Genomic DNA, 17,791 nt, shown 5'->3' with positions numbered 1-17,791 from the left:
AGTTGTATGAGGGATAGGGGCAAATTGTAGGTTTTATCTCAGGTTCAAATTTAAGATTTTAGCAGCATTACAAACTCTACAATTTGCGTATAGTGGTAGCTAATCACTATATCAATCAAGATACAAGAAGCATTGCTTCGCAAGGGAGGGATTAAAAGGAATAATTTATCTCGTGAAAACTGAATCCCCCTAAATCCCCCTTCTTCTAAGGGGGACTTTCTCTAATCACAAAAAATCCTCCATTCAGGAGGATTTTTTAGCTTTTAATCTTTTAATGCACAAACATATCAATAAATTCGCGGATTTCCTGAATTGCAGTTTCCACATCGCTGGTCAGCCAGGTAGGTTCAAATATACCGGCATAATGTTCAAGTCGTTCTTGGGGAACCACCAGACGGATCGGACATTCTTCTTCCAGTAAGCGCCAAGGAATAATCGGTACTTCATTGTCTATAAACGGGGCAATATTGCGAATGTCGATCACCATGGCATTGATGCATTCAGGAAACGGCATCACAGAAAATTCTTCGGTACGACGACGGAAATATTCCAGATCACCCCATTTAAGCACATAACTTGGTTTACTAAATTCAATAATTCCAATGAGATGTTCATCACGAGTGTAATGCAAACAACATTGATGAGTGACGTCAGTGTCCAAATCAAGCGTTACAGATTGCTGACGATACGCCATAAAGTTAAGCAGCATGAAAAACGGTGCATAATTATAGCTCATTTTAAGCCTTTCAGCACCTAAAGCATGTTTCATCATGAAAGCTTAGACAGGTTTAAAAATCGGTTAATTTTCTTATTTTAAAAACCGCAACTTAAACCCCTATCTTTTGCATGGTTAAATTTTGCTGGAGCTTAAATTAAAATACTGGGACTTAAAGTAAAATAATAGTGTCTTGCTCCAGATATAAAAATGGAATAAAAGTCCTCTTTACTGCGATAAAAGCAACAGCAGCAGTAATATTAAAAGAGCTATAGAAAAGAATGATAGCCTGACTGAAAATTGAATCGACACAACCTTCTTGCCTTAAAATATTTAAACAACTGTTTTCTGAATTGCTGTTTTTTAAGTGAAAATTACAAGTCTTCACCATGTCACTATGCTTTTATACATAATTCATCAGGAAATATGGTTAATATAAATACATGGAATGAGATAAAAAAAGGGGAAAAAACATGACACATGATTTTAATAAACCGCCTCATGTTACGAGTGAAGAAGAAAGATCTCAGAAAAAACGTTTGCCAGTGTATATCCTCCTTCTTGTGGGGATATTCTTCATTGCCGTACTGGTTTACATGTTTGCCTATACTAAACCGCAATCATCCAATGCTCCTCCAGGACATCCTGACCCTAGTGCCCAACCTGCCACACCAAATAATACAGCCACTACCGGTACTGCAACGGCAACAGATGAAGCAGTCGCTACAGATGCCGATACTGTAACAGAATCGGGTGAAAAAAGTGCAATAGGTAATGCTGCCGATAATGTGGGGACAGGCATTAGTAACAAAAATCAGTAGGTATTCAAATCATTCATTTAAAGCTCTAATTTGAAAGGATTAGGGCTTTTTTGCAATCAAATGTGCGCTTTTGTTGTATTTATGCTGGTTTGTATTGAATAAAAAATGATCGAATTCTAATGTGTTCTTAACTTCATCATTTTAGGGTGAACTGAGCCAACATAACCCAGTATTCATCTATAGAAATTCAATAAGTAATAACAAGAGGACATGACAATATGAATGAGTATTTTTCTGGAGGCCCTAGAGGGGGGGAATTTGATGCGATGTATTATTGGAATCAGTTTCATCCTATTCTCGCTGCCATAGCCATTTTAATCATAGGTTGGATTATTGCCCTTATTATTGCGGCAGGAATTAAAAAAGTTTTACAAAAGCTTGGAACAAATCAAAGACTTTCGGGTGCGACAGGACATCGCGCCAATATTGAAAGTATTGTTTCGCGTATTGTCTTTTGGATCGTGATGATCATTGCCGTTATAGGTGCTTTTAATGTGCTGAATCTCACCAGCGTGAGTGGGCCATTTAGCAATATGATTCAGCAATTCCTGTTATTTATTCCTCAACTTTTGGCGGCTATTGCGGTCGGTTTTATTGGCTGGATTGTAGCAAATCTGGTCAAGATAGGACTGCAAAAACTGCTGGACCGAACTGAACTGGATGAAAAATTAAGTGCTGATGTGGGCGTCAGTCCAATTAGCCAGAACATTAGCGAGATTGTGTATTGGCTGATTTTGTTATTGTTCCTGCCAATTGTACTGTCTATTTTAGGCTTAACTGGCTTGCTTGTTCCAGTACAGAACATGGTGAATGAAGTTGTTTCATTCTTGCCGAATATCTTTATTGCTGCTGTGATTGTATTTGTCGGCTATATTCTGGCAAAAATTGTACGCGGTATTGTTGAAGGTCTGGTGGGCAGTTTGAATCTCCAGCAACATGCCCAGAAAATCGGGATGTTTAAAAATTCTAATCTGTCACAGGTACTGGGCTCATTTGTCTTTGCGATTATTATCATTACCGCCCTAATTATTGCCTTCGAAGCTTTAGGCATTCAGGCAATTTCACAACCGGCCACAGCCATGTTGTATGAAATCATGAATGCCATTCCGCATATTATTGCAGCGGCTCTGATTCTTATTCTGGCTTATGTGGTATCGCGCTTTGTGGCTAAACTGGTAGTAGACATTGTCTCTGGAACGGGTGTGGATGAAATTCCTGCCAAGATGGATGCCCAACGCTTTTTAGGCAAGACCAAAGTATCTTCAATTATTGGTTACCTGATTGTGTTCTTTACCATGTTGTTTGCAGTATCTGAAGCAGCGAATCGGCTTGGTTTTGAGCAGATCAGTACACTGATTTCGATGTTTATCCAGTTTGGTGCAAATATCCTGCTCGGTGCAGTGATTCTGATGATTGGCTTCTGGCTTGCCAATTTGGTCGCCCAAGTGATTGGACGAGGTGAATATGTCAGTTCACGCTGGCTGACAAATCTGGTTCGTATATTGATTATGGGCCTGATGATTGCAATGGGTTTGCGTGCAATGGGTATTGCCGATTCCATCGTCAATCTGGCATTTGGTTTAACATTGGGAGCCGTCGCTGTTGCCTTCGCATTGGCTTTTGGTTTAGGTGGGCGCGATCCGGCACAACGTGTCTTGACCGACTTGATTGATAAATGCAAAAAAGAGGCGAAGCAGCCTAATCCGCATCAGGAAAGTTCAGACCGAATCAGTTCAGGGCAGAATTCAAGCTCAGGTTCTGATTCGTCGGTAGATAAATCTTCTGAACTGGAAATGGACGGGGGAGCGGCACCATCTTCCGATCTGTCCAAACCGCTTACAGAGCCCGACTTTCCAGAGGCTGATCAAAAAAATGTTTTGCCTCCTGATTTATCCAATCCAACTCCTGCCTCATTAGCTACTGCACCGCAAGATGCAAAAAAAATTGATCCAGATCAGAGTGTTCCGGATTCTGTCCGTGTTGATCCCAAGCATCCGCCAGTAAATAATCCTTTTGGATCCACGGGGGAAAAAGAGTCTGATGTCGATCTTAAGAGTGACAAAGATCCAAATAATCCTGGCTCCAGTGATGATAAAAAATAATCGCTAGAAGCAGAAAAATCCGCTACATGTGCACAAACAAAAGAGGGCTTTGTTTGTGCACAACAGATGGGCATGCTTTTTGCTAGTCTATTATTAAGAAGCAGTCAGTAAAATGACCTGATTTTCTACACTAAGCTTTATATCCGTTAAAAAATGCGTTGTCATAATTCTGGATAAACGCTTCCCGCTAATTGATAACAGGAGATCTAAATGACTAAAGAACCAGCCAATAAGTTTATTGCACCCATTGTCATTGCTGGCATTACCGTAGGATTCTTTATCAGTGCCTATAAGTTTGTCTTTACTAAAACCAAGCAGGCAGGTGAACAGATGCAGCAGGGGGAGTGAGCAGCTCAATCCATAAAAAAATGAGAAATAGTTAAAAAATAATCGTTTTTAAATTTTATTTATGCTATTTATAAATTAACTATTTCATAAAATTTAAATATTTAGATTCATATTAATGAAATATGTGCCGCTCATACTGGGATGTATGAATTTAATAATAAAAGGAGAAAAGTAATGTTATTAGTTAAAGTCATAAATAAATTGGCGACTCAAATAATACTGGGAAATAAACCTGCTGATGTAACTGAAACAATTGCAAAAATGGATCTTGCCATTGCGCGTATACAGCAGAATCAACAGGTTTATTTATTACGCACGGATTATCTGGAATAAGATATCTTCGTGTTAAACGTATTGTGATGCGGCATGGGCAGACGCCCATGCCCATTGAAAATTAAAACCACCTAAATGACCCGAGACATCCAGAACTTCACCGACAAAGTACAAGCCTTTCTGTTTCCTACTTTCCATGGTCTTTGATGATACTTCAGTAGTATCGACACCACCCAAAGTTACTTCCGCAGTCCGGTAGCCTTCAGTTCCAGACGGTTTCACTTCAAAATGCTGCAGATGTTTGGCGATCTGTTCCAGTTTATCGTCGCTCAAATTACCGATCGCTGTATCGGCAAGTTCTGCCCATATGAGATTTTGCAGTTCCAGCACCACATTTTTTGGCAAATGCTCATTCAACAGGGTACGTAGCAGCACTTTAGGCTGGCTGGATTTTTTAGCTTTAAAAAATTCTACCAAGTCCAGGTAAGGCAGAAAATTGATCTTAAAGCTTTGACCGACATTCCAGTAGTTAGAAAGCTGTAAGGAGCTTGGACCACTTAATCCACGATGGGTAAACAGCAAGGCTTCAGTAAAACTGTTTAAATCATTGGATAGGGTAGCATCGACGGCATTACCGCTTAAACGGGTAGTCACTTCTTTAAACTGGTCGGAAAAAGTAAAGGGCACCAAGCCTGCACGGGTCGGATGCACATGATGGCCAAACTGTTTGGCAATCTCATAACCAATACCCGAGCCACCAAGTGTAGGAACAGACAAACCACCCGTTGCCACAACCACAGATTTAGCCTGAAAATAACCTGAAGTAGTCGCAACTTGGAAACCTTGCTCATTCACTGCCGTCACTGCTTTGACTTCACAGCTGGTTTTAATGTCGACCAGACCGGTTTTGTCACATTCAGTCAGCAGCATGGCCAAAATTTCTTTGGCACCGTTTAAGGTAAATAACTGACCATGTTTGCGCTCTTCATATTCAATACCGTGTTCACACACCAGACCTATAAAGTCCCAGTTGGTATAGCGGCTTAAGGCTGAGATTACGAAGTGCGGATTATGTGAAATATAGTTTTCAGGCTCGACATACAGATTGGTAAAATTGCATTTACCGCCACCGGACATCAGAATTTTTTTACCTACCTTGTTGGCTTTTTCCAGCACGACAACTTTACGGCCGCGCTGGGCTGCCATATATGCCAACATCAGACCGGATGCACCTGCACCTAAAACAATGACATCATACTGATTTGTAGACATGAGCAACCCGCGGGAGATAAAAACAGGGCATTATAGACAATTTTGCGCTCAATTTCAGGATAGATCTGCATCTATATGCCGACCTTGCAGACCGCCTGTATGAATTACCAGAATACGGCTGCCTGCCGGAAAATGGTTTTGGGCAATTAAATCCATCAGTCCGTACATCATCTTCACAGTATAAACCTGCTCTAAAGGAATGTGGTGTTCTGCTTCAAAGCACTGCATAAACTGTAATAGCTCAGAACTGGTCTTGGCATAACCACCACAGCAATAGGCATCGGTGATTTTCCAGTTTTTCTTTGTTGTCCATTGCTCGACATCCGACTTTAAAAAATCGCCTTTTAAGGCCGAAAAACCCAGCACAGTTTGATGAGCAGCACTGGCTTCAATTAATCCTGTAATTGTTCCACCTGTTCCAACGGCACAGCAGATCACATCATAATTGTGGCGGTCTCCGGTTGTTAAAATTTCCTTGCAGCCCTGAATGGCAAGAGAATTGGTTCCACCTTCGGGAATGATGTAATGCTCTGGATAGCTCTGTTGTAATTGTGCAAGAAAATCAGAACTGGTTTTTTCACGATATTGTTGGCGGGAGACAAAATGCAGTTGCATACCAGATTGTTGCGCTGTGGCAAGGGTAGGATTGAGCGCTTTATCTTTGAGTTCTTCACCGCGAATAATGCCTACACTGGCAAAGCCAAACAGATGTGCTGCATAAGCGGTGGCAGCAATATGATTGGAGTAGGCACCGCCAAAAGTCAGGACTTTTTTTAAGCGTTGCTGCTCTGCTTCCAGAAAATTGTATTTCAGTTTAAAAAACTTGTTGCCCGAAATTTGAGGATGAATCTGATCCAAACGCTTCACAGTCACTGTAACGGGGGCATTCAGCTGAATGTGCTGATAAGTCACTGACTGAGCAATATGGTCAAACATTTCATTATGGTCCATAAATATGAGACTGTATTGTACGTAAAATAGCAGGATCTATGGCACGCTGATTTTCATCAGGATTATCAAAGTGATATTTTTATATAAGGACTGACCTGACAATAGTTATTGAAGATTTTTGTTCTTGCTCATATTCATAGAAGCCTTATTTGTAAATATATCTTAAATAATTGAATTAAAATGATAAAAATAATGATTGAAAAATACTCATTAGTGTTAATCTAAAAGATATAACAATGATGAAAAAGAGGATATGTGATGAAGACGCTATCCGTGGGTTTATCTGTTTGCGTGCTGCTATTGCTGACAGCATGTGATGCGAAAGATGATTATAATAAGCCAAAAACCGAAGTTCGTAGCATGATTATTGGCGGTGTGCCGGTGCATGATCAAGATTATCGGCTTGCTCCGCTTGGCGCACGTGAAATCCAGCCAATGGCTCAAGAGTAAACTGAGCGGAAACCGATATTTAATCTCGCGCTAAATCAAGCTTGACCTGCCAATTGGCAGGTCTGAATTTATAGGTATCTAAAAAATTATTACTGAAATGATGTGCTGATTTTTTTCTATTTGAGTACTGTCATAAAAATATATGTATGCAGCTAATTTCATTGTAACTGTAACGATCTTTACCATATAAACCTTTATTTTATATTCTTCCATATCTATCGCTACGCAGCAGCCATACTTCTGTTCATTTCATCCATTTTCTAATAAATGAGGGATTTGATGTGCCTCCTTAGGGATTTATTAGGTGATTGATTTAATTCTTGGTGAATGATGCGGTGAAATTCTGAAAAAGAGGTGAAATTCAGGCAGATATTCAGCCTTTTAAATTGTAAAATTGCCGCGGAATTAATTTCAGTAGGTGGACTTGTGGAATCATTTTGGATTTTGGGCTCAATTGCATTTGCTTTAATGTTAGGTGCAATGAGTCCTGGACCGACTTCGATTTATGTCGCTAAAAATTCAATTGCGATTTCACGTCGGCATGGTGTGTTTACCGCTTTAGGTACAGGCACAGGCGCTGCCATTTTTGGCTTGTTGGCCGTACTCGGATTACAGGCCTTTTTATTGGCGGTACCATCTGCCTATCTGGCTTTAAAAATCTGCGGTGGCATATATCTACTCTGGCTGGCTTTTAAAATTATTAAACATGCCAAAGAGCCGATTGCATCTGAGCATAGTTCGCAAGCCCAAATGTCCTTACGCCGTGCATTTACTACAGGCCTGATTACTCAGCTTTCCAATCCGAAAATTGCAATTGTGCTGGCCAGTATTTTTACTGCACTTTTGCCCAAAGAAATTCCGACTTATTATTATTTTGTGTTACCCATTTTATGCTTTTTTATTGATGCAGGGTGGTGCTCACTGGTTGCAGTGGCCTTGTCAGCGGAAAAGCCACGTCGTGTCTATTTGAAATTTAAAGCCGCTTTTGACCGTGCTGCAGGTGGCATTATGACGCTGTTGGGATTGAAGTTAATCTTTGGCATGAAATAAATCACGGCATGGGAAAATCAATTTTGAATGGTTTACTCATTTGTTATTTTATAAAAAGAGTGATTTATGCAAGAAGTGTATAAATCTATTCCCAGACTGAACGTTAAGATTAAAATAGAATGTAGAAAATAAAAGACCGACGATTCGAGTGATGATGAAATCGTCGGTCAAAAAATCTGTTGCAAGTTTTAGCTTGGGCTGCTGTTCCTCACTAAAACTTGAAACCAAGTTTATTGCTTTAGAAAAGTTCACCGAAAATATTGTGGATGCCGGTACAAATTAACGGTTCATGAACTTCATACCTTATATAACGCAGAGCTTTACAGATTGGTTGACAATAAAATGAAAAAAAACTCATTTTTTTTTATACTGATCATCTAAAAGTTGCTTATGCAGGCTCATTGTGTCATTAACCCGATATTTTTTATGGTTTTTTCTCTTCTGTTTTATTTTTACCTGTATCTGTGGTGTATTGGCTGCTTTACTGCCAACCGGCATGGGCGGAATTCTGACCATCGTGCCTTATTTAACAGCCATGATTTTAGTGCTGTATAAGTTTTTAAAACAACAACGACGAGCACCAACCGCTCAAGAACAAAAAAAAATTACTTTGGGATTTAGCCTGATTTTCTGGGGCTATAACCTGGCCTTTTTATTGCTCGGTATTGTCCTTTTTGCCAAGAATGATCCCGAAGTTTGGCAGAATTTTCTTTTATATCTCAAAAATCCGCAATTTATGAGTATGGTACTGATTATGGTCTTGCTCGTTGCCATTCCACTTTATCTTTTGACCTATTGGTTTTATGGTAAACAGGCGCAGCGCATGGCGCAAAAAATGTTTGGCTAAACGACCCTGATATAGGCTTGAGTTTTATACCGTCTTGATCTATAGATAAGAAAAACATGAGTACGTCTAAAATGCAAAAAGCATGTGTCTTGATTACCGGCGGCAGTGGTTTTATCGGCTCGCAACTGTTGCCTTATTTGCTGGCTCGTGATTATGCCGTGGTGGGGCTGACCCGCCAGAAAAATAAACGCTCAAATCATCCCGATCTGACCTGGATTCAGCATTTAGATGAACTAAAAACCGACCGCATTGATTATGTCATCAACCTGGCTGGTGAAAGTATTGGACAGGGACGCTGGACAGCGAAAAGAAAACAACAATTGATGAAGAGCCGGGTAGAAACCACGCAGCAGCTCTATCGATACCTGGAAAAAAGACAGATTTTTCCAAAGCGGATTATTTCCGGTTCTGCAGTCGGATATTACGGGATCGATCCGACTGAACAATGGTTAGAAACATGTACAGAACAGTCTGCACCACAGTCTATTTTTATGTCGGAATTGTGTCAGTTATGGGAACAGGCAGCCTTCAGTTTTACGCAGCAAAGAACCAAGATTATTCGTCTCGGTATTGTGTTTGGGAAAAATGGCGGAATTCTGCCAAGTATGTTATTCCCCATTAAACTGAATCTGGTGGGGCAGATTGGACATGGGCGGCAACCTGTAGTCTGGGTGCATGTGCAAGATGTGCTGCGTGCCATCGAATTTTTAATGCTCAATGAAACTGAAGCACAAATATTTAATCTCGTGTCACCTGAAAAAGTCTCGCAAGCGCAGTTTGTTAAAACAGCGGCACAAGTTTTAAAACGTAAACCTGTATTCTTTTTACCGGCTTTCGTGTTGCGATGGATGCTGGGTGAGCAGTCACAACTGGTATTAAATGGTCAATATGTCGCGTCCATAGCCCTGCAAGAGGCCGGTTTTGAGTTTAAATATCCGACCTTGAATAGCGCTTTAGAAGAGATATTAGTGAACCATTAACTCTGACTCTGCTTCAGATTTGAGACGCGTAGGGCTATAAGCTGCTGGGTTTACGAGAGGAGTTTGTTCCAGCATCAGCTGTCTGAGCAATTGTGCAGAGGCGGGCCCCATACATAAGCCGTTACGGAAATGTCCAAAGTTGGCCCACAAATTCTCCATCTCGGGTATTTTGCCGACGTAAGGAATACCCGTTGGGGAGCCGGGTCTTAAACCGGCCCACTGTTTTTCGATAGGGAACGCTGCCAGTTCGGGCACCATCTCGAAACAGGCTTCTAAAATTTTCTGCTTGGTTGCTACTGTTGGGGTGGTGTCAAAACCGCAATCCGCCATGCTGGAACCACAGACCACATGACCGTCCAGACGTGGAATTAAATACATCACATCATTCATGCACATGGTCGGCAACCAGTTTGCCGGGGTTTTAAACAGCACCATCTGTCCCTGAACCGGACGAACTGGAATCTCAAGATCCAGTTGTTCAGACCAGCGCTGCGACCATGCGCCGGTGGTGATCACAAACTGATCTGCATCATACGTTTTGCCATTTTTAGCAGCTACGGACTGGACTTGGCCATTGGCGATATTGAACTGCTCAATCGGGCAGTGTTCAATAAATTCGACTTGTGGATGCTGCTTTAAATAGGCCACCATGGATTGCAGTAAGCGCGGGTTTCTGACATTGGCAATCTGGGGGAAATAAATGGCGTGTTGAAATTTGGCGTCAATAAAAGGATTTAGCTGTTCAATCTGTTCCTGTTGTAAATATTCACATTGCTGCATTGGTTCCTGAAACTGCTCGGCATAATTCAGACCGCTTTCAAAATCAGCTTCATCAAAAATCAGCATACCGCTTTCATGAATTTCAAAATCAATGCCTGAAACAGGCTTTAACTTTTTGTTCCAGTCTAAATATAATGACTTGCCATATTGCGCCAGCTGATTTACGGCTTGCGGATAGCGCCACGGATACATCGGGGAGAGAATCCCACCACCCGCCCAGGAGGCAGCTTTTCCTGCCTGCTGCTGATCGAAAATCATCACGGAACATCCCTGTTCCACCAGCTCTAGAGCAGACAGCAGACCGCTAATGCCTGCTCCAATAATGGCAATTTTCATCGCTTAGACCACAAATCCTTATTTCATGTCTTTCAGTTTAAGAGCCGCTTCTTCGGCAAAGTAGGTCCAGATGCCATCAGCACCGGCACGGCGGCAACTCATCAGTGATTCAATAATCACGCTGTCGGACAGCCAGCCATTTTGAATGGCACCGGCCAGCATGGCGTATTCACCGCTGACCTGATAAACGAAAGTCGGCACGCCAAAGGTATCTTTCACTTCACGGACGATATCCAGATAAGGCATACCCGGTTTAACAATCACCATGTCTGCACCTTCCTGAATATCCAGGGCAATTTCATGCAGGGCTTCGGCACGGTTACCGATGTCCATCTGGTAATTGTACTTGTTGCCACCTTTCAGGTTTGTCGATGAGCCGACTGCATCACGGAAAGGACCGTAAAAACTGGAGGCATATTTGGCGGAATAAGCCATGATATTGGTATAGATATGACCATTGGCTTCCAGTGCATTACGAATAGCACCAATCCGGCCATCCATCATGTCACTCGGCGCAACCACATCTGCACCGGCTTCAGCATGACTTAAGGCTTGTTTAATCAGACATTCTACCGTTTCATCATTTAGCACATAGCCTGTGTCATCAATGATGCCGTCCTGACCATGCGTAGTATACGGGTCTAAAGCGCCATCCGTGATCAGCACCATTTCTGGCAATTCTTTTTTTAGCAGGCGAACGGTATTTTGGACCAGACCATCTTCACGCCATGCAGCTTCGGCGGACAGACTTTTGTCTTCTTGTGGAGTAACAGGGAAGAGCGCTAATTTAGAAACGCCCAATTCCAGTAGACGTTCGGATTTTTTTAACAGTAGATCGGCAGACAGACGCTGTACATTCGGCATACTTGGAATGTCTTGGGTTTGGTTCTGCCCCGGAAGGACGAATACTGGGTAAATGAGATGATCGGTCGTCAGCTGGGTTTCACGTACCATGGCACGTAATTGGTCATTTTTACGGATGCGGCGCATGCGGGTAGCGGGAAATGCTGGACGATTGAACGTATAGGTCATAACAATCTCAATGATCAGTATTAAACTTTGGCTATTGTAGCCCTAGAATATGTTTTTGGGTGATGTTTAACAGATTTTTATTCAATCAGGAAATTCGAGCGAATGGTAAACGAAACAGAAAAAAGTTGGACCGGTCATATACATTTCGGCTCGAAAGTTGATATTGATGTATTGCTGAACCAGTTATGCAAGGCTTTTAATAAATCTCCTTTCTTTCAGCACAATGGCATGAACATGCGGGTAGTGGATGGGCAGATTGAAGCCCATATCGACATGCAGCCGTATATGATTGGCAATGTGGCATTTCAGATTTTGCATGGCGGTGTTGCGGCGACCATTTTAGACAGTATTGGCGGGATTGTGGCCATGGGGGAGCTGTATAAGAAAGCCACTCCTGATGATTTGCCCGAGACCATTAAGAAGGTATCCCGTTTGGCAACAGTTGATATGCGGGTCGATTATCTTGCACCGGGTCGCGGCAATTCTTTTACTGCACGTGCCGAGACTTTGCGTTTAGGTCGGAAAGGTTGCACCATGCGCATGACCTTAGTCAATGATGAAGACAAAGCGATTGCAACCGCCATCGCTTCTTATGCTTATTAAACTTGTTTGAAGCCAGCTAAGCAGAAGTCAGGTCAATATGTGGCATTGGATGAAAATCCGGTGCTGAATTTGTTTTGGAAACTGGTGAGTTACATTTTTATTCTCAAAATATGATTTTTTACTCTTAAAATGCATCAAAAATTTTTACAAGAATAACGTCCCATCAAAATGAGCTTGCTACGATCTAGATGCCTCTTGTTAAGGTAGCAGATCAGGGCTGCTTGCTGATGGGGGCTGTTGGATTTAGGAAACATGCATGACAGATGTTCAAATTACGCCGCCAGATGCTCAACAGTCTGAACAGGTAACTGACCAGCAACTCAAAGCAAAACGAAAAAAGGCTTTGGGATTTGTGGCACTGATTTTAATCCTTGCTGTGATTTTATATGCCATCTGGACATTATTTTTCAATCATTCTGTCGATACCGATAATGCCTATGTAGGTGCAGAAACGGCCTCAATCACTTCTATGGTCACCGGACAAGTCGAACAGGTATTGGTCAGTGATACTCAAACGGTCAAAAAAGGTGATCTGTTGGTACGTGTTGATCAGCGCGATGCAGAAATTGCGCTGGCTGCAGCCAAAGCAGAACTGATCAAGGCACAGCGTCAATATAAACAGACGCAAGCCAATAGCAGCTCACTGAATTCACAAATTTTTGTCAGTGATGATGCCATTCATAGTGCTGAAGCCAAAGTGGCCGAGGCCAAAGCTAAAATGGATAAGGCACAAGATGACTTAAGCCGTCGTGAAAAACTCAGTGCCTCTGGCGCCATTTCTAAAGAAGAACTCAGTACGGCACAAAGCGCACTGAATACCGCCAAAGCGGTTTATGAATCGGCACAAGCCGGTTTGGCACAAGCTAAATCCAGCCAAAAAGCGGCACAAAGCAACCTAGCGGCCAATGAAGCACTGATTCGCGGCGCCAATGAAAATAGCACGCCTGATGTTTTGGTGGCACAGGCCAAATTAAAGCAGGCTGTGTTAGATCTGGAGCGTACTGAAATCAAGGCTCCTTTTGATGGGGTGGTGACACGCCGTAATATTCAGGTTGGTCAGCGTGTGGCACCGGGTACTGTCTTGATGATGGTGGTGCCGACCTCACAACTGTATGTCGATGCCAATTTTAAAGAAAGTCAGCTGGAAAAAGTCCGTCCCGGTCAAAAAGCGGTCTTAACCTCTGACCTGTATGGAGATTCAGTCGAGTATCACGGCACAGTACAAGGCTTCTCTGGCGGAACCGGTTCCGCCTTTGCATTGATTCCGGCACAAAATGCGACAGGTAACTGGATTAAGGTAGTTCAGCGCTTGCCGGTTCGCATCAAGCTTGATCCCAAAGAACTGGCTGAACATCCGTTACGGGTGGGGCTGTCTATGGAGGCGAAGATCGATTTGTCTTCGAAGTAGTCATTTATGAATAACTACGCTCCTATACCGAACCTGACTGGCGGCCGCCTGCTTCTGGCGGCATTTGTACTGGCCTTTGCCAATTTTATGGTCGTGCTGGACATGACCATTGCCAATGTCTCGGTTCCGCATATTACCGGCAGTCTTGCTGTTTCTGCATCGCAAGGGACTTGGGTGATTACCTCCTATGCCGTTGCCGAAGCTATTTGTGTGCCTTTAACCGGCTGGTTGGCGGGACGCTTTGGCACAGTCCGGATCTTTGTCATCAGCCTGTTCGGCTTTACCCTGTTTTCGGTGCTTTGTGGTTTATCCACCAGTCTGGAAATGCTGGTATTTTGCCGAATTGGACAAGGCCTGTTTGGCGGGCCGATTATGCCGCTTAGTCAAACCCTGCTGATGCGTATTTTCCCACCGGAGAAACAGTCGCAGGCGATGGGCATGTGGGCCATGACCACGGTTGTGGGACCTATTTTAGGACCAATTCTGGGGGGTACCATTAGTGATAACTGGTCCTGGCACTGGATTTTCTTTATCAATATCCCCGTCGGGATTGGTTGTGCACTCGCCGCCATGCGTTTGCTGAAATCTGCTGAAACAGCAACCAATACACTCAAAATTGATATGGGCGGATTATTGCTGCTAATTTTATGGATTGGGGCATTGCAGCTGATGCTGGATTTAGGCCATGAGTATGACTGGTTTAATCATCCCTTTATTGTTATTTTGGCCATGATTGCCTTGATCGGGCTCATCGTTTTTACCATTTGGGAACTCACTGAACGCCACCCGGTGGTGAATATCCAGATCTTTAAATATCGTGGATTTACCATTTCCGTTTTGGCTTTAGCCTTTGGTTTTGGGGCCTTTTTTGGCAGTATTGTCATGATTCCACAATGGTTACAGGTGAATCTTGGCTATACTGCCACTTGGGCAGGTTATTTGACTGCCACCATGGGTTTTGGCAGTTTGCTGATGTCGCCCATTGTGGCCAAACTGGCGACCAAATATGATCAGCGGGCTTTGGCCAGTTTTGGTTTATGTCTGCTGGGCGGGGTGACCCTGATGCGGGCCTTCTGGACTACTGAAGCCGACTTTATGGCCTTGGCATTGCCGCAAATCTTGCAAGGTTTTGCCGTACCGTTTTTCTTTATTCCACTCTCCAATATGGCTCTGGCTTCAGTATTGCCGCAAGAAATGGCTTCTGCTGCCGGTTTGATGAACTTCCTCAGAACCATGGCCGGGGCAATTGGAGCGTCGATTGCCGTTACCATTTGGGATGATCATGGCAAAGTGGCACGTAGCGAGATGGCAGGAAGCCTGCATATGGATGAAGTGCAAAATATCCTGACCCAAAGAGGAATGAGTCCAGAAAGCAGTTTGGGCTATATCTCGAGTCTGGTCGATAAAGAAGCGTCTACCTTATCTGCTAACCATGTGTTTTTAATTCTGGCGCTGGTGTTTATTTTTGCCGCACTGATTATCTGGCTATGTCCAAAACCCAAAAACGGTGTCACCGGTGGTGGACATGCACATTAATAAAAAACCGCTTTTCGAAGCGGTTTTTTATTATCTTGGATATGAAGATATTAAATATCTGATTTAGCCCGCTTTAATGCAGTTTGCCATTTGTTTAGATGAAATTGGCGCTGGTCTTGATTCATATTGGGTTCAAAAGCCCACTCCAGTTGCCATGATGCAGAAATATCTGACATGCTGGAAAATACGCCAGCTTTTAATCCGGCCATGGCTGCTGCACCCCAAGCGGTAGATTCCAGCATTTTAGGACGCAATACCGGCACATTTAACATATCTGCCTGAAACTGCATCAGCATGTCATTGCTACTTGCACCGCCATCGACGCGCAGTTCTTTTAAGGGATGGGTAATATCGGATTGCATGGCCATCAGGACATCGGAGACCTGAAAGGCTATCGATTCCAAAGCTGCACGGGCAATATGGGCTTTATTGGTCCCACGGGACATGCCGCAGAGCAGGGCTCGGGCATCACTGTCCCAATGCGGAGCACCGAGTCCGGTAAAAGCCGGCACCAAAACTACGCCGTCGGTATCTTTTACCTGACAAGCCAGCTGTTCGACTTCACGACTGTTTTGAATAATTCCTAAACCATCACGTAACCATTGCACAATGGCACCCGCCATAAATACACTGCCTTCCAGTGCATAAGTGGTTTTTTCATGACATTGCCAAGCTAAGGTGCTCAAGAGCTTGTTGTGGCTAAATTGCACCTGATGCCCCGTATTGAACAGCATGAAGCAACCCGTGCCATAGGTATTTTTTGCACTACCCACTTCAAAGCAGGACTGGCCAAACAGGGCCGATTGCTGATCGCCCAAAATTCCCATAATTGGGATATTTGCGCCCAATAAACCTGTAGCCGTGTCTGCCATATAGCTATCCGAAGCAATAATTTGCGGCAGAACTGAACGCGGGATATTAAACAGCTGTAGCAATTCTTCATCCCAGGCCTGAGTTTGCAGATTCATCAGCATAGTACGGGAGGCATTGCTGGCTTCAATGACATGTTCTGCACCTTGGGTTAAATTCCACATCAGCCAGCTATCGACTGTTCCAAAAGCCACATGTCCCTGTTGTGCTAGATCACGCAGACCTTCGATATTTTCCAGCAACCAGACCAGTTTTCCGGCACTGAAATAAGGGTCAATCAATAAACCGGTTTTCTGCTGGATTTTATTCTGTAAATTTTTTTGCAGGAGCTGATTACACCATTCAGTTGCACGGCGGTCTTGCCAGACAATTGCAGGGGCAAGCGGTTTGCCCGTGCGCTTATCCCAAACCACGGTGGTTTCACGCTGATTGGTCAGTCCAATGGCTTTGATATCTTTTGCCAGAATACGGGCCGAGGCGAGGGCCTGCTGCACAACTGCAATTTGTGTGGTCCAGATTTCCTGTGCATCCTGTTCTACCCAGCCTGAATGTGGGGTAGAGATATGTATTTCACGCTGAGCTGTTGCTTGAACTTTTCCCTGTTCATTAAAGATGATCGCACGGCTAGAGGTGGTTCCCTGATCGAGTGCAAGTAAATAGCTCATAATTTTTTCTTTTATAGGACTTGAAAAATAAAATATTAACGCAATTATTAAATTAATCGCATCTGTTTGTGTAAATGTTTAAAAAACGCACTGCGGGTTTGAACATTTATGTTATGATTGCGGTCTACTTTGGGGGTGTTTCTGGCTTCGACGCTGGTGATGAAACTCATAGATGCATGTCGAGAGCGCATTTTCTCTCGTAAATCAAATTTGCATTTTAATAGTCGCAAACGACGAATCATACGCTCTAGCTGCCTAAGGGCAGCTTGTCCGCCTCTCCGAATACTTGTGGTTAGAGAGTCCGACTGAAGCGCACGCACACAAGTCCGTATAAAGCCAAGCCTCGGGGCTTTGTACTAAACTTAGAGGATCGCGATTTGTACCCTGTTCGTCGGGTCACAAAGAGTTAAAACAATAGACGATATCTAAGCATGTAGTATTCTCGAGCGTAGTGCTGGCGGACGCGGGTTCAACTCCCGCCACCTCCACCAAAATTCTTTCCGAAGTAATCCATCGGAATCTAAAAAAGCCTTTAAACTCAATGTTTAAAGGCTTTTTTTTATGCCTGTTTGTCCGATATCGTCTGATACCATTTGACCCCATATTTGCTCTTTGTGGGTAAATATGTAAGTTTTCGGCTTTTTTTGCACTAATTTGTTTTTTATTCTGCACTAAATAAATTGCAGTTATTCTGCACTAAATAAAAATCTAACGCTTCTCATCAAAGCATTAGATAAATATCAATTAAATTT

18 protein-coding genes and 1 other RNA gene are annotated in these 17,791 nt (G+C 43.1%); 13 read left to right on the top strand and 6 right to left on the bottom strand.

The genetic code is table 11. The features are described from left to right. Window positions 1-271 precede the first annotated feature (271 nt). Complete coding sequence (locus tag FTT87_RS13780) at window positions 272-694, bottom strand: hypothetical protein (protein ID WP_086196104.1); 423 nt, start codon at window positions 692-694, stop codon at window positions 272-274. 494 nt (window positions 695-1,188) lie between these two features. Here FTT87_RS13780 and FTT87_RS13775 point away from each other — a divergent pair, with 494 nt between their 5' ends. The 4 genes from FTT87_RS13775 (at window position 1,189) to FTT87_RS13760 (ending at window position 4,319) form a co-directional block, all read left to right on the top strand. Next, window positions 1,189-1,536 (top strand): hypothetical protein, encoded by a 348-nt coding sequence (locus FTT87_RS13775; protein WP_257230588.1) that lies wholly within the window; start codon window positions 1,189-1,191, stop codon window positions 1,534-1,536. A gap of 218 nt (window positions 1,537-1,754) precedes the next feature. Beyond that, window positions 1,755-3,638, top strand: coding sequence for a mechanosensitive ion channel (locus FTT87_RS13770; RefSeq protein WP_180175015.1), 1,884 nt, complete (start codon window positions 1,755-1,757; stop codon window positions 3,636-3,638). 210 nt (window positions 3,639-3,848) lie between these two features. Continuing rightward, on the top strand, window positions 3,849-3,986 hold the full coding sequence (locus FTT87_RS13765; protein ID WP_180175014.1) for a hypothetical protein: 138 nt from the start codon (window positions 3,849-3,851) through the stop codon (window positions 3,984-3,986). Window positions 3,987-4,160: 174 nt separating this feature from the next. Next, window positions 4,161-4,319 carry a hypothetical protein gene (locus tag FTT87_RS13760; protein ID WP_180175013.1) on the top strand — a complete coding sequence of 53 codons (159 nt, stop codon included), beginning with the start codon at window positions 4,161-4,163 and terminating at the stop codon, window positions 4,317-4,319. A gap of 12 nt (window positions 4,320-4,331) precedes the next feature. Here the strand turns inward: FTT87_RS13760 and FTT87_RS13755 are convergent, their stop codons facing one another. Together FTT87_RS13755 and FTT87_RS13750 are read right to left on the bottom strand one after the other, a co-directional pair. Next, a complete protein-coding gene (locus FTT87_RS13755; RefSeq protein ID WP_180081272.1) occupies window positions 4,332-5,531 on the bottom strand; it encodes an NAD(P)/FAD-dependent oxidoreductase in 1,200 nt (399 codons plus the stop codon). A 54-nt stretch (window positions 5,532-5,585) separates the two neighbouring features. Further along, window positions 5,586-6,467: a 1-aminocyclopropane-1-carboxylate deaminase/D-cysteine desulfhydrase gene (locus FTT87_RS13750; RefSeq protein WP_180081270.1), complete on the bottom strand. Its 882-nt coding sequence runs from the start codon at window positions 6,465-6,467 to the stop codon at window positions 5,586-5,588. Between the two features lie 273 nt (window positions 6,468-6,740). On the opposite strand from FTT87_RS13750, the gene FTT87_RS13745 reads away from it, so the two are divergent. From FTT87_RS13745 to FTT87_RS13730, 5 genes are all read left to right on the top strand, one after another. Further along, window positions 6,741-6,932: an NF038215 family lipoprotein gene (locus FTT87_RS13745; RefSeq protein ID WP_086196019.1), complete on the top strand. Its 192-nt coding sequence runs from the start codon at window positions 6,741-6,743 to the stop codon at window positions 6,930-6,932. Between the two features lie 426 nt (window positions 6,933-7,358). Next, window positions 7,359-7,982, top strand: coding sequence for a LysE family translocator (locus FTT87_RS13740; protein WP_180081266.1), 624 nt, complete (start codon window positions 7,359-7,361; stop codon window positions 7,980-7,982). A 151-nt stretch (window positions 7,983-8,133) separates the two neighbouring features. Beyond that, window positions 8,134-8,265, top strand: coding sequence for a hypothetical protein (locus FTT87_RS16080; RefSeq protein ID WP_257221656.1), 132 nt, complete (start codon window positions 8,134-8,136; stop codon window positions 8,263-8,265). A gap of 117 nt (window positions 8,266-8,382) precedes the next feature. Further along, window positions 8,383-8,829, top strand: a complete 447-nt coding sequence (locus FTT87_RS13735) for an ABZJ_00895 family protein (protein WP_180042480.1) — start codon at window positions 8,383-8,385, stop codon at window positions 8,827-8,829. Between the two features lie 71 nt (window positions 8,830-8,900). Beyond that, entirely contained in the window at window positions 8,901-9,809 is a 909-nt protein-coding gene (locus FTT87_RS13730; RefSeq protein ID WP_180042479.1) for a TIGR01777 family oxidoreductase, read from the top strand. Here FTT87_RS13730 and thiO read toward each other — a convergent pair. After that, window positions 9,795-10,925, bottom strand: a complete 1,131-nt coding sequence (thiO, locus tag FTT87_RS13725) for a glycine oxidase ThiO (RefSeq protein ID WP_180081264.1) — start codon at window positions 10,923-10,925, stop codon at window positions 9,795-9,797. The two genes, FTT87_RS13730 and thiO, sit on opposite strands and share 15 nt — an antisense overlap. Window positions 10,926-10,943: 18 nt before the next feature. After that, window positions 10,944-11,957, bottom strand: a complete 1,014-nt coding sequence (hemB, locus tag FTT87_RS13720; protein WP_166167738.1) for a porphobilinogen synthase — start codon at window positions 11,955-11,957, stop codon at window positions 10,944-10,946. A gap of 102 nt (window positions 11,958-12,059) precedes the next feature. On the opposite strand from hemB, the gene FTT87_RS13715 reads away from it, so the two are divergent. From FTT87_RS13715 to FTT87_RS13705, 3 genes are all read left to right on the top strand, one after another. Then, complete coding sequence (locus FTT87_RS13715; RefSeq protein WP_180042464.1) at window positions 12,060-12,560, top strand: thioesterase family protein; 501 nt, start codon at window positions 12,060-12,062, stop codon at window positions 12,558-12,560. Window positions 12,561-12,816: 256 nt separating this feature from the next. Next, window positions 12,817-13,968, top strand: coding sequence for an HlyD family efflux transporter periplasmic adaptor subunit (locus FTT87_RS13710; protein WP_180081262.1), 1,152 nt, complete (start codon window positions 12,817-12,819; stop codon window positions 13,966-13,968). Between the two features lie 6 nt (window positions 13,969-13,974). Continuing rightward, complete coding sequence (locus FTT87_RS13705) at window positions 13,975-15,504, top strand: DHA2 family efflux MFS transporter permease subunit (protein WP_180081260.1); 1,530 nt, start codon at window positions 13,975-13,977, stop codon at window positions 15,502-15,504. Between the two features lie 50 nt (window positions 15,505-15,554). Here the strand turns inward: FTT87_RS13705 and glpK are convergent, their stop codons facing one another. After that, on the bottom strand, window positions 15,555-17,039 hold the full coding sequence (gene glpK, locus FTT87_RS13700) for a glycerol kinase GlpK (RefSeq protein ID WP_180081258.1): 1,485 nt from the start codon (window positions 17,037-17,039) through the stop codon (window positions 15,555-15,557). 131 nt (window positions 17,040-17,170) lie between these two features. Between glpK and ssrA the strand changes: the two genes are divergently transcribed. Beyond that, window positions 17,171-17,530, top strand: a transfer-messenger RNA (tmRNA) gene (gene ssrA, locus FTT87_RS13695). Window positions 17,531-17,791 lie beyond the last annotated feature (261 nt).

The sequence above is a fragment of the Acinetobacter sp. YH01022 genome, assembly GCF_013420235.1.
Classification (GTDB): domain Bacteria; phylum Pseudomonadota; class Gammaproteobacteria; order Pseudomonadales; family Moraxellaceae; genus Acinetobacter.
The sequence above is the reverse complement of the archived record's forward strand: the minus strand, read 5'-3'. Positions and strand labels throughout refer to the sequence as shown.